We start from the raw sequence: 13,360 nt of genomic DNA, 5'->3' as shown, positions 1-13,360 counted from the left end.
AAATGCTCTATTTATTTCTCGACAGGCGCATCTTTTTTCACGACGCCACCGATCATTAAGAAAACAAGTCCCGCGATACCACCAATTAACTCGGTCATATTAAACGTATCGTGGCGGAAATAGTCAACGACGAAATTACCACCGAAAATGATGAGCATAATTAAGCCGAGTGAATTAAAAAATTTTTTACTTAACTTCATGTTGTCACCTCGTGCTTCTATTGTACAAGAATTTGAATCAATTTACACCCCAACAGTCATCGTTTCGACGCGCTTACGATAAAATGAACGAATAATCCCAGCAAGCGGTAATAAATATAAATAACATGCAAATAAAATACTCGTCACCGGTGCATCGACCGCAGCGAGTGGCACTGCACATGCAATAGACCACGGAATAAGCGGCGGAATGACGATAGCGGTATCTGCGAGCATACTAGCCGTTTTTTGGTCATTTTGATAAATATCTTTATTTAACTGATACGTTAACATGACCGCAAGCGTTTGATTACAAGAAATCATGACTGCGACAATGGCCACAATCGTTCCTGTAAAGAAATTTGTCGTTTTCGATGCCAATAGTTCAACGCTACGTTGTACTTGTGCCAACATATTCGTCCCATTGAAAATACCGAAATATGACGATGATAAACAAACGATAGCAATGACTTTCACCATTGATAAAATGCCACCACCGTTTAACATCGCACCGAGCTGCTCATTCGGTGCAACGTAACCACGCCAAAGTGTCGCAATAATGTCCATTACAGACATTCGTTGGACGAAGAAACAGATGATGACCCCTGCAATAATACTCGCAAGCATCGTTTGCTTAATTTTCAACTTACATAATAGTAGAACAAAAATGAGCACCGCTGGAATGAGCGTATACCAGTTTAAGACAAAACTTTCACGGAAAATATCCGTTACGTGTGTTTGCGCCGCTTCTGGTGTATGAATCAATCCGAGCGCGACATAAATGGCCACCGTCAACGTAAACGGCACGGCAGCGGTTTTGATCATTTGACGAATATGGTCTAACAATTTCATATGCGTCAGCTCACAAACGAGCATCGCACTCGTTGACATCGGTGAACAGCGATCGCCAAAATAAATACCTGATAAAATCGCACCAGCGACAAACAATGGATTTTCACCCATTACATTGCCAATCGTCATGCAAATCACGCCGATCGTCGCAACAGTACCAAAAGCCGTTCCTGTCAAAACAGAAACGAGACAGTTCAATAAAAAGACAACGACGATAAAAATCGCTGGCACTAAAAAGCCTGTCGATACGTCAATAATCATCGGAATCGTACCACCCGCGCGCCAAAGCCCTGTCATCATACCGATTAAAAAGAAAATGCCGAGCATTCCTTTAATTTGACGAATGCCCGTCCACGAGAACGTCAGCATTTGTTTCACGCTATATTGTTTTTTTAGTCCATACATAAAAAAGAGCACGTAACCGAATGCGAGTGCCAGCAAAATCGGTTGCCCGAACGCGACACATAACAGTAAGCTACATGCAAATAATCCAAAGACGATAAATTCCATGCTTCACACAGCTTTCCTGCAAAATTTAACGCTATTTTAGCACGTTCATAAGCAATTGCGACCGTTTGCAACCGAGTGATAGAAATTATGTCATAACTCGTGAGCGTTCAGCCATGTTTGATGAAACGTATTTTTAAAAAATAACCTAAATATTCAGAATAATTATTGCATAACTTAAAAAGCTGTGGTATAGTATAACTATCAACAACCTATGTTGATCCTTTAATGAACCGGTGAGCGCTTTAGTTTCATTGTTATCGACGCCACTCTTACAACATATATAGTTATGTAAGATTACATGTTGAAGACGTGGATATGTATCATCTCGGAACTGCTCATTAGGAACGGCTATTTCGTGGGTTGAATAAGAAGTATCGTTTTAAGTAACACTGTGCAACATTTTGTCACCTGAATTTTAGGTGCATTTCGTACCACGCTGCTAAGCTTTTGAAAGTTGTGGTAATTGAAGGTTTCTCGCGTATGTAGTCGTGAGAGGTTCAAAAGGTTGTCGTGAAAGTTGCGACTAGAAAGGCGCCCAGTTATAAGGTAGATGGGCGTCTTTTCTATTGGGTAAATGAAGTGTCTTACATTCTTTTCAGTTTAGGGTAGACAACTGGCAGTATTTGTTATACAATAAAGTCAATAAGAAATTACAAAACAACAATAAATTCACCTATTACAAAGCGTACTAGTGTTTTAGTTGGTACTTTTTGTAATATGTGAATTTTTTCTTTTTGAGGAATTATAATCTTATTAAATAACATTCAATGGAGGTCATTTAAATGACACAAGGTACAGTAAAATGGTTTAACGCAGAAAAAGGTTTCGGTTTCATCGAAGTTGAAGGCGGTTCTGACGTATTCGCTCACTTCTCAGCTATCCAAGGCGAAGGTTTCAAATCTTTAGACGAAGGTCAAAAAGTTGAATTCGAAGTTGAAGATGGTCAACGTGGCCCACAAGCTACAAACATCGTAAAACTTTAATTTTAAAGCGAACGATTCAAAAGGCATCCTACGGGGTGCCTTTTTTGTATGCACAAAAAAGCCGTTCCAACGATCGGAACGGCTTTTTATCATCTTTATTTTTCTTTTTTTGGTGCATTCATTTTATTACCAAGACCGAATGTTGCTGGAATAAACACTGGGATAAGCAGTAATGCGAGCCATGCAATCCCGATCATTACAGCAATGGCGACTTGGATTAACGTATTAATGCCTGACGGAATGAGCGCCGCGAACGTACCACCTAAAATAATGGCAGCCGATAAAATGACGCCCCCCATTTTCTTACAAGCATCAACAATTAAATCTAAACGACTTTCACGATTTTCTTTATAACGCATCATTAAGAAAATTGAATAATCGACGCCGAGCGTAATGAGCATAATATACGTGAAGAATGGTACGTTCCAACTTAATGCTTCGACATTTAAAAATGTTTTCGCGAACCATTCTGTAATGCCTAAACTTGCAAAACTTGCGACAACGAGTGAGATTAAAATGACAACTGTATGTGCAAGTGAACGCGTAATAAATAGTAGCATCACCGAAATGCCAATTAAAATAATGATAATACTACGTTGGAAGTCACTTTTTGACATCTCTTGTAAATCGACGTTAGACATCGTTTTACCACCTAAATATGCATTCGCTTCATGTAAGCTAGAGCCTTCAACAAATGAATGAACGACATTTTGTGTTTCTTCCATTACATTCATCGCTTCTGCTGTATACGGATTTTCTTTTAAAATAATCGTCATCGTCGTCATCGTTTGGTCATCGTTCATATACGTATCAAGACTTTGTTTAAAATCTTTCCCTGTTAATACATCATCAGGAACATTTAAAACGTTTTGATTCGCTTTTCCTGCTTCTTTCGTATAATCTTTCGTTTCACCGAGACCATCTTCAATTTGCTGTAGACCAGCAGTTGCCTGTTGTAAGCCTTCCCCTTGTGCTTCCGCTTGGGCAGCCATTTGCGCAGCAACGGCTGGTGGCAATTGTGCAGCAGTTGCTTGCGTTGCTTCTGCTGATTGCGCTGCCGCTTCAGATAAACCAGTGCGCACATCTTTTGTACCTTGCTGCATCTTATCTAAACTGTCTGTCACCGTATCGAGCTGGTCGCCTAAATACAGTTCTTTAATTTTCTTACCTTCTGGACGCGTCACACTATACACTTTATCGACACCGTCAATTTCTTTTAGGCGTGCTGTCAGTCGATCAATTTCTTGAAGGGATTCAGACGTTGTCAGTTTATCGTCATTTTCAATGACAAGTGTCGTCGGTGAACTCATTCCTGCCGGGAAATGATCGGCGATAATATTAATCGCTTGTTTCGACGCATACTTGTTATCAATCTCATCTAAATCATTAAAGTTTAAATTACCTGTATACATCAAAATAGAAGGAACCGCTAAAATCGCCACGAGGATAATAGCGATAATAGGGTGTGCGAATGAATGTTTCGCTAAAAATGTCCACGTTTTATTATCTGCATGCGATTTCGCATTTTTCACCGGCCAGAACATTTTCATGCCTAACAAGCCCATGAAGAATGGATTTAGTGTGAATAACACAACGAGTAGTACGAGAACACCTATTGCGACACCACCTGTTGCACGGTAGAAGCTAAATTCCGCAAAGAATAATGCACATAAACCGAACAATACAGCGATACCTGAATACAATACTGTCTTCCCTGCTGTTTTATACGTCGTCGAAATCGCTTTGAGCACATGATCTTGTTTTATGAGCTCCTCGCGGAAACGTGTTAATAATAAAATATTATAGTCCGTCCCAATCCCGAATAAAATCACGACAAGGAATACTTGCGTGAAGTTTGAAAACGGGAAGTTAAAATTCTCAACGAGTTGGGCGATAATATTTAACGACACGATATACGCGACACCAACCGAAATGAGTGAGACGAACGGTACGATTGGTGAACGGAACACGACGATTAAAATAGCGATAATGAAAATAATCGCAACGATTTCCGTTTTTTGTACACCTTCTTGTGACGTTTGTGAGAAGTCATCCATTACGACGTCACTACCAGTAATGTACGTTTTCACCGATAAGTCATCGAGCTTTTTGTACAATTGATCGGCCACTTCTGTCGCACTGTCCAAACCTTTTTCAATCGTAATTTGATTGATAATTGTCGTGCCATCTTCACTCACAAGCTGTTTTTTTGCTTGGGCGCTATCATTGTAGAAAAATGTATCGGTAATATTGTAGTCTTTACGATGGTCGACGAAATAATCAAGCGCTTCATTCATCTCTTTCTTATCCGCCTTCGTTAATCCATCTTTATCATGAAAGACGAGCGCAAATTCATACGAATCTTTCCCGTCATACTTCATATCATTTAAAATTTTGGCAGCTTTTTCACTCTCAAAATGCGCCGGTAGCTCCACTTGTCCTTTTTCTTGACCGAGACGTGTTAAGTTCGGCATCGTGAGCACAGATACGACAATCGCCACAATCCAAACGACGAGCGCAAATGTCCGCATATTTTTCAAGTTATTCATCGAATTCCTCCTTATTTTTTCAATCTGCTTTGAATCAGTTTTAATAAACGGATAAATGTTTCTAAATCTTCATCTTCTTGCATATCTTCAAATAAATCGGCAATGATGCTTCGGTAGTGCTGTTGAATCGCATCTGTTATTGCTAATCCAGCATCTGTAATATGCACATGTTTTGAACGTTTATCTCCAGCAGGTACTGGCATATACGTTATATACCCTTGTGCAAGTAATTTATTTAGTCGATTAGACATCGCACTTTTTTTTATGTTTTGGAACAATGCAATTTCACCTGGTGTTTTATCCCCTTTTACTTTTAAAAAAGCGAGCACTTCATATTGTTCAATCGACAATCCTTTAAATGCTTGTTCATCTAATTCATGCGTAATTTTTTCATTCGCACTAATCATGACATGTTCAAATAGCTCAATCGCCTCATGCAGCTTTCCCATTCGGCCACCTCCTTATATAGTTCACTGCGATGAACTAATTTACAAAGTAGTTTACTGCAATGAACTACTTTTGTCAAAATAAACCTATTTATGCGCTTGTACGTAACGCAATGCGCGACTTAACATCGTTGGAAAAACCGAGAGATGATTTTCTTCTGGTGCGATGTCGTATTGATACGTCATTTGCGCTGGCAACCGCGCAATTAACCGGTCAATCGGTGCATGCATAGAACGTTCATATTCCCCGACCGCTATATACAATGCATGTGGCGGTTCATCGGTGAGCGCTGAGAAATCTGATTGTAAAAGGGATTCGTTATTCCACCAAACAGAAGGACTAATCGCGATATAGCCTGTAAATCGACTCGGTGCTTGTATCATTTGCCATAACACGAAATAGGCAGACAAACTATGACCGAGCAAAATATGACGTGCACCTGACGGGTAATGTGCAGCGATATACGGTTTTAATACTTCCTCTAAAAAAGCGGAAAAAATATGTGCTTTGCCGAATTCACCGTCTTGTGGCATTGGAAATTGTTGAGACATTTCGTAATGCGTGGCGTAAGGTGTAAAGTCTGCAAAACGTTGATAGCTCGGCTGCTGAATCGTCACGACGATCATGCGCGCAATTTTTGTTTGCTTGCGCATGTGCATTTGCATGCGTACCATTTCATTGACGAGTACACCGTTATGCGCACCGTCTAACACGTACAATACAGGCAACCCTTCTTTCGGATAAGGCGCTTCTGGGACGTTGACGGTAATGTCATATTGATGTCCATTCCATTGAAAATGCATGATAGTTCCTCCATTCCTTGTATAATACAATTATAACGCACAAAGGACTGAAGACGATGGAACCAAAACTTTACACGATTGGTGAAATGGCAAAATTAACAAATTTGCCGATTCGCACATTACACTATTACGACGAAATCGGTTTATTTAAACCTGTTCAAACAGATACGACGACAAACTATCGTTATTACAGCGAATTTCAGTTGTTTAATGCCGATTTAATTAAATCGCTCAAATATATCGGAACACCACTGAAAAAAATTAAAGATGCACAAGAGCTAACGCCGGAAGAAATGATTTCATTTTTAGCGGCGCAACAGCAAACGGTATCAGATAAGCTCACAAAGTTACAAGAAGTACAATACATGCTTATGAAAACACAAAAGCAGTTAGCTGAACAATCAGCCATTCCAATGTTTCATGACATTTACGAAAAACATGAAGAATCTGAACGGCTGTTGACAATTCAAACACATGGTCTAACATTTACGGACGATATTAATCCGTATTTTAGCGCGCTATCAGCAACATTAGAGCGCGGTGGTAGCGTCGCTGCAACAAGATACGGCGGTATTTATAAAGTAGCACCGTACGCTTCGTTAGATGAATTGACGTACGAAGCATTATTCACTCCTCTCCTTACGACGCGTGCTATCGACTATTTTGGCGACAATATGGAAACGATTGATTCACCAAGTGGTACGTTTTTATGCATCGCATTTCCTTATACGAAAGAAAATTATTTCCGTAACTATCGAAAACTTTATGAAACGGTTTGTGCGCGCCATCTAGCAAATGCACGTGTATACGAGCTATTTTTACCGACGAGCTTTTCACCTAACACGGAACCAGAATATATCGTTGAATTAAAAGTTCCGGTTACCGAATAATGTAGTTGACTCTACAGTTACTGTAGGGTTTAACATAGATGACAGCAAAGTAAAAGGAGCTAGTCATCATGAGTAAAAAAGTAGCTATGACACTTGCCATTTTATTAATGAACTTATTCATCGCGTTTCTAGGGATTGGACTTGTCATTCCAGTACTACCGACGATTATGAATGAGTTAAATATTAGTGGTACAGTTGTCGGGTATTTAACTGCAACGTTCGCGCTGACACAATTAATTATTTCCCCGTTCGCAGGAAAAGCGGTCGATCGATTCGGACGTAAAATTATGATCGTCTTAGGCTTATTCATTTTCGGGGCTTCTGAATTTCTATTCGGTCTCGGTAAAACGATTGAAGTATTATTTATTTCACGTATTTTAGGTGGTTTAAGTGCGGCCTTCATTATGCCAGCGGTCACTGCTTTTATCGCGGATATTACCGATGAATCAAACCGTCCGAAAGCACTCGGCTATATGTCAGCCGCTATTAGCACAGGCTTTATTATCGGTCCTGGTATCGGTGGTTTCCTTGCAGAAATCGGTACACGTGTGCCATTTTATTCTGCAGGTATTCTTGGCGGTGTCGCAGCCGTATTATCAATTATTTTACTGCGCGAGCCAGAGCGCCAAGTTGTCGAAGAACATCATATCGAAGCGTCACAAACAAAAGGTGGCTTCCGAAAAATTTTCATGCCGATTTTCTTTATCGCCTTCGTTGTGATTTTCGTCTCGTCATTCGGTTTAGCCGCGTTTGAGTCATTCTTTAGTTTATATGTCGACCACAAATTCCAATTCAGCCCATCAGACATTGCAATTGCCATTACTGGTGGTGCGATTTTAGGGGCTGTGTTCCAAGTAGTCGTCTTCGACAAGATGATGAAAACGATGGGCGCGATTAAATTAATCCGCGCGATGCTTATTTTATCAGCCGTTCTCGTCTTTTTAATGACTGTCGTTCATACGTATTGGCTTATTATGGCTGTGACATTTACCGTATTTATCGGCTTCGATTTAATTCGTCCAGCGGTTACAACTTATTTATCAAGCATTGCAGGCAATGACCAAGGCTTTGTCGGCGGAATGAATTCATTTTTCACTTCCCTCGCTAATGTCTTTGGTCCAATTTTAGGTGGCGTGTTATTCGATATAGATATCGACTATCCGTACTACTTCGCAACAATCGTTCTGATTATCGGTACAATTCTCGCATTTATGTGGAAACAACCGAAACGCGCCACACAATAACAAACAAAAAGGAGAAACGTAGCATTTACGTTTCTCCTTTTTTTATCGTGATGGTTACCGTCGTACCTTCTCCTACCGCACTTGTAACGTCAATATCCGCTTCATGCAGCGCGACAATCGTCCGTACGATGGACAACCCGAGGCCATTTCCCGGAACTGTGCGCGTACGTGCTTGATCTGCACGGTAAAAGCGTTCAAATATTTTTTGTTGATCTGCTTCGCTCATACCAATTCCCGTATCTGCAATACGTACGATCACAGTCGTCTCCGTCTCTAGTAATTCAATATCAATCATGCCATAAGCGGGCGTATATTTAATTGCATTCGACAAAATGTTATCCCATACGGTGTACAATAACGTATCGTCTCCTATGATGTCGACGTCTGCTAATTGATAACTCATCATTAAATTCTTTTGTTGCACTTTCCATTCATATTGTTTAACGAGCGTTTCGAGTTGCTTTGTTAATGAAAATGATTTGCGATTTAATAAATACGCTTGCTGATCGAGCGTCGTTAACTGTAGCAACTGCTCAGTTAATCCAGATAAACGTGCAATTTCTTCATCAATCGTCTCTAAATAACGTCGTTCATCCGTTGATAATGAAGCATCTTGTAATAGCGCTACATATCCTTTAATATTCGACAATGGCGACTGAATATCGTGAGACATACTCGCAATAAATGCCTTGCGATGTTCGTCATTTTGTGCTAGTTTCTTCGCCATTTGCGCAAAACTTTGTGAGAGCTTCCCTAATTCATCTTTTCGCTCTGAAACGTACGTTACATCGTATTGACCATTTGCAATCGTTGTCGTCGCTTTCGTTAAATGTGTAATCGGTTTGACGATAAATTTCGTACATAATAATACGAGTAGTACACTAAGCAAAATCATCATACCGAGCAATGCGGCGAATAAAAAATGCATTTCATTAAAGAGTAGCTTAATATTCGGACGCACAAATAATGCATAGCGTTCACCGTTATATTCAAGTGGGACACCGATAGCATTTTTCGCTTCATTCGCAAAAAAGCCTGTCACAAATGTTTGATGTGGAAAATGTAAAATACCATGAAAGATTTGCCCATCTAAAACAGTTTGTACGTCTCGTTCATCAAGCGTTTGATCTCGGAATGGCACATTGAATGATGTACGTTGACCGTTTTCATCAATAAGCAACAAATGATAGCCGAGCGTCGCATGATGTTGTAAATATGCATCAAGCGGTAATGTTTGATTTGCTTCTATATAATCAACCATTTCCGTAGCTAAGCGCGTAATTTTTTCGTCATTTTTTGGTTTTAGCGCCTGGTGATAATAAATGTTCGATACGAAAAAGGCAACTATACTACTAAACACCATAATCACAATCGTCATCGCTACAAATTTTGCATACAATGTTTTCATTCATGAACCTCTAATCCATAACCGATGCCGCGTACCGTTTTTATCGTTACGCTCGGTGCAAATTTCGCTAAACGCGCACGCAATCGTTTAATGTGTACATCAACTGTTCGTTCATCTCCTTCATAATCAATGCCCCATACATGTGTAATAATTTGCTCACGTGTTAGCACTTGAGATAAATGCTCCGCTAAATAAAGTAGCAGTTCAAACTCCTTTAATGGCAACAAATATGTTCGTCCTGCCACGTTCACCTCATAACTTTGTGGCAATATGAGCATTGGCCCTAGTTGATACGTTTGCTGTTCGACAGATTCATAACGGCGCAAAAGTGCTTCAATTCGAAATTGTAATTCTTTCGGGTGAACAGGCTTGACGACATAATCATCCGTCCCTGCCATGTACCCTTGCTCTTTATCTTCAATTTGTCCTTTTGCCGTTAATAAAATAATCGGTAGCTCATACATTTCTCGAATTTTTTTCGTTAATGCATAGCCGTCCATATAAGGCATCATAACGTCGACAACCGCAACGTGAATCGGCTGCTTTTTCAGTTGTTCCAACGCTTCCATTCCATCTTTTGCAGTGACGACGTCGTAATGTAGTTGCCGAAAATAAATGGTCATTACATCTAAAACATTCGGATCATCATCTACAATTAATAAAGTTGTCATGTTTACCCTTCCTTCACAAGTTGCCCATCTTTCATCTTCATTACGACATCAACATATTTCAACATATCTTCATCATGCGTTACAATCAACGTCGTAATGTTCAGTTGTTTCGTTAATTTACGTAATAACAGCATCACATCAACAGAACGCTTAGAGTCTAGGCTTGCCGTCGGTTCATCTGCAAATAAAATCATCGGTTGGTGAATCAATGCCCGCGCAATCGCTACACGTTGCTTTTCCCCGCCTGACAGCATTTCTGGATAAGCATCTTTCCGATGAAGCATTCCGACAAGTTGTAATAATTCCGTCACGTGTTCATTTGATTTTCCTGCTACGTCTAACATTAACAATAACTGTTCTTCTACTGTTAAAAATGGGACGAGGTGCGCAAATTGAAAGACAAAACCAAATTTTTCTGCACGAATTGCTCGTACTTGCTCTGCAGAAAGTGTCGTCATATCTACGCCCTCTACTATTAAATGCCCGCTTGTCGCCTCTTGTAAGCCTGCTGCAATCGTTAATAATGTACTTTTCCCACAACCTGAAGGTCCTGTGAGTGCTGTAATTTTTCCTTTTTCTAATTCTAATGAAATATCTTTTAAAATCATTTCTTCTCGTTTACCAATCATAAACGATTTTTGAATATGATCCATTTTAAAAAACGTCATTTATCTCTCTCCTTGTTGAATCGCACTTAATGGCTGGATTTTTCGAATTTGCATACCGGAAATCGTTGCTCCAATAAAGCCAATGACAATAAAAATGAGCGATAATATCGCAATCGCTGTCACCGATAAATCAAATGGCATCGCTGTCACCGTATAAGCAAATAATTGTGTGACGATAATTGTTAGCGTGACCGCACTCACTGAAATAATGAACATTTGCAGCCACATCATTCTGAACAATGTCGCTGTTTTCACGCCAATTGCTTTTAAAATGCCATACAAACCGATTTTTTGTACATTCATCATATAAAAGAAAATGGCAAATAACATTCCACTAATAACAATTAAAAATACAACAATCATGTTTAACGACAGTTGTTCCGCTACATAACTATCAATCGTTTTTAAAAATGCACTTTCATCATAACTTGTTAACCCCGTGACTTCTTTCGCATCTTTCGTTGGCACATAAACCATTTGAGCATTTTCTGTACGGAACATCTCACGGAAATCATCACGATGTACAAATGCTACAGGTGCATGATTGAACGTTTGTTGTTCAACGAACGCTTTAATCTTTAACGGTCTACTTAACTGATCGTTTTGGAATCGGTCTCCTACTTTATAACCTTCTGATTCTAACTCCGCATCGACGATGATTTCACCTCGCGACACTTTTGGAAAATAACTTGATGTTGTACTTTCTACAAAGGCAACACTTTGTTGACGCTCCGATTGATCATATAGTACACCCATTTGAATTGAAAACGAGACCGCATCTTTTTGTTTCAACAATTGCGTTTCCTGTTTATCTGTCAACGCAGACTGTGTATATTTGTTATCGGCATCTTTCTCCATATAAAATGTGCCTGTCGGTAATTGTTTAATAAGTGAGGCATTGTCTTGCGATAAACCGTTCGCTAGCCCCGCGACCATAAATGTTAATAAACTAATTAAAAATACAACTGCTCCGAATGTCACAAACCTTTTCTTGTTTCGTTTCATTTCTTTCCAACCTAATTGCATGTTGATATACCTCCCTTTCGATAGCTCTATCTTAAAAGATGTATATGAACGCAAAATGAACAAAAAAAATCTCCTCACATATGTGAGAAAATTTGTCTGTTACGACGAAGCGGTATTCAACCATTTCCCTCGTCGTGCAACGATATAAATAACGACGATCCAAACGATAGCAATAATGACGAATAACCAAGATTGACCGGTCATTGCCATAATTGGGGCGAATGTAATGATGACAATTTCGATTGGCGCTTCTGGTAAATAAGCCATACCGTAGTCGTCGAGCGTTTCACTTTTATTGTCTGGGTCAACGATGCGTAATAATGCAATCCCCATTGCAACTGCACCTGTGCCCCAGCCCCATGAGAAAATACCTTTTTCAAACGGATATTTTGTAAAGAAATGTGGGGCAAGCCATTTGAAAAATACGTAATTATATAAGATGCCAATGAATAGTAATAAAAGAAGCGGCCATAAATATCCTGTTACGACATCAATTTGAATCGACGCAATCCCAAAGACGACTAAAATATCGGTTGCCGTCCCGCTAATGCGGTCCATATTTTCTTTTTCAAAATACGTATCTGCGTTCGTTTTACGCAATAAAAAATTAATGATAATCCCAACGATAAATGCGGTTGAAAATGCAGGAATTGCGGCGTTGCCGACAAGGTGTTCAATCCATTTACTTAAATAGTAACCACCCGCTGTAATCATCGCCACTATCCCGACATGCATCGCTAGAGGATCAATGTTCATTGGCGAAATCGTTGTTGTCGCAGTCGCTTCACGTTTACTTCTCGGAATTAATCCCGTACGTAACTCGTCTGGTAAATCTTTAAAACTCGTTAAAAATGATGGTTTTCCTTTTTCAGCGCCCCGCTTCACAAAAATCATTCCGACAACAATGGAACATATAATACCGACTGTCGCACTCGTCATACCAAGTGAAGTCGCTATATCAACAAAAGGAGCTTTATTAAAATATTTCAATTACAAAAAAATTTATCGCTGATAGATTTAGGGATAAACATTCCCAAACAACATTTTGGTAGTCTTACAAATCATCAAATAGACGAGTTTATAGACAAAATCCACTAAAAAAACGCCTCTTC

Annotated in this window: 13 protein-coding genes; 3 read left to right on the top strand and 10 right to left on the bottom strand. The window is 39.5% G+C overall.

Annotated features, from left to right (window positions below; translation table 11 throughout):
• Positions 1–11: 11 nt before the first annotated feature.
• Both KMHG_RS10870 and KMHG_RS10865 read right to left on the bottom strand, forming a co-directional pair.
• The gene (locus KMHG_RS10870; protein ID WP_010289480.1) at positions 12–200 is read right to left on the bottom strand and encodes a hypothetical protein; all 189 of its coding nucleotides are present in this window, start codon (positions 198–200) and stop codon (positions 12–14) included.
• A 42-nt stretch (positions 201–242) separates the two neighbouring features.
• On the bottom strand, positions 243–1,559 hold the full coding sequence (locus KMHG_RS10865) for a Na+/H+ antiporter NhaC family protein (protein WP_010289478.1): 1,317 nt from the start codon (positions 1,557–1,559) through the stop codon (positions 243–245).
• A 782-nt stretch (positions 1,560–2,341) separates the two neighbouring features.
• Here KMHG_RS10865 and KMHG_RS10860 point away from each other — a divergent pair.
• The gene (locus KMHG_RS10860; RefSeq protein WP_010289477.1) at positions 2,342–2,542 is read left to right on the top strand and encodes a cold-shock protein; all 201 of its coding nucleotides are present in this window, start codon (positions 2,342–2,344) and stop codon (positions 2,540–2,542) included.
• Positions 2,543–2,637: 95 nt separating this feature from the next.
• Here the strand turns inward: KMHG_RS10860 and KMHG_RS10855 are convergent, their stop codons facing one another.
• From KMHG_RS10855 to KMHG_RS10845, 3 genes are all read right to left on the bottom strand, one after another.
• The gene (locus tag KMHG_RS10855; RefSeq protein WP_010289476.1) at positions 2,638–5,091 is read right to left on the bottom strand and encodes an MMPL family transporter; all 2,454 of its coding nucleotides are present in this window, start codon (positions 5,089–5,091) and stop codon (positions 2,638–2,640) included.
• Between the two features lie 11 nt (positions 5,092–5,102).
• The gene (locus KMHG_RS10850; RefSeq protein ID WP_010289475.1) at positions 5,103–5,540 is read right to left on the bottom strand and encodes a MarR family winged helix-turn-helix transcriptional regulator; all 438 of its coding nucleotides are present in this window, start codon (positions 5,538–5,540) and stop codon (positions 5,103–5,105) included.
• An 84-nt stretch (positions 5,541–5,624) separates the two neighbouring features.
• Positions 5,625–6,341 carry an alpha/beta hydrolase gene (locus tag KMHG_RS10845; protein WP_010289474.1) on the bottom strand — a complete coding sequence of 239 codons (717 nt, stop codon included), beginning with the start codon at positions 6,339–6,341 and terminating at the stop codon, positions 5,625–5,627.
• 56 nt (positions 6,342–6,397) lie between these two features.
• Between KMHG_RS10845 and KMHG_RS10840 the strand changes: the two genes are divergently transcribed.
• Together KMHG_RS10840 and norA are read left to right on the top strand one after the other, a co-directional pair.
• Complete coding sequence (locus KMHG_RS10840) at positions 6,398–7,231, top strand: MerR family transcriptional regulator (RefSeq protein WP_010289472.1); 834 nt, start codon at positions 6,398–6,400, stop codon at positions 7,229–7,231.
• Positions 7,232–7,299: 68 nt separating this feature from the next.
• Positions 7,300–8,475, top strand: a complete 1,176-nt coding sequence (gene norA, locus KMHG_RS10835; RefSeq protein WP_010289468.1) for a multidrug efflux MFS transporter NorA — start codon at positions 7,300–7,302, stop codon at positions 8,473–8,475.
• Between the two features lie 25 nt (positions 8,476–8,500).
• Here the strand turns inward: norA and KMHG_RS10830 are convergent, their stop codons facing one another.
• From KMHG_RS10830 to KMHG_RS17790, 5 genes are all read right to left on the bottom strand, one after another.
• Positions 8,501–9,883, bottom strand: a complete 1,383-nt coding sequence (locus tag KMHG_RS10830; RefSeq protein ID WP_010289466.1) for a HAMP domain-containing sensor histidine kinase — start codon at positions 9,881–9,883, stop codon at positions 8,501–8,503.
• Complete coding sequence (locus tag KMHG_RS10825; RefSeq protein WP_010289463.1) at positions 9,880–10,554, bottom strand: response regulator transcription factor; 675 nt, start codon at positions 10,552–10,554, stop codon at positions 9,880–9,882. Before KMHG_RS10825 ends, KMHG_RS10830 begins: the two co-directional genes overlap by 4 nt.
• Before the next feature lie 2 nt (positions 10,555–10,556).
• Complete coding sequence (locus KMHG_RS10820) at positions 10,557–11,222, bottom strand: ABC transporter ATP-binding protein (RefSeq protein ID WP_010289462.1); 666 nt, start codon at positions 11,220–11,222, stop codon at positions 10,557–10,559.
• Positions 11,223–12,248, bottom strand: a complete 1,026-nt coding sequence (locus tag KMHG_RS10815) for an ABC transporter permease (RefSeq protein WP_010289459.1) — start codon at positions 12,246–12,248, stop codon at positions 11,223–11,225. It abuts the gene before it with no gap.
• Between the two features lie 99 nt (positions 12,249–12,347).
• Positions 12,348–13,187: a sodium/glutamate symporter family protein gene (locus KMHG_RS17790; protein ID WP_010289456.1), complete on the bottom strand. Its 840-nt coding sequence runs from the start codon at positions 13,185–13,187 to the stop codon at positions 12,348–12,350.
• Between the last annotated feature and the right edge of the window lie 173 nt (positions 13,188–13,360).

This window comes from Kurthia massiliensis, assembly GCF_000285555.1.
Taxonomy (GTDB): Bacteria; Bacillota; Bacilli; order Bacillales_A; family Planococcaceae; genus Kurthia; species Kurthia massiliensis.
Note: the sequence above shows the minus strand (reverse complement) of the source record. Positions and strands in the feature narration are given on the sequence as shown.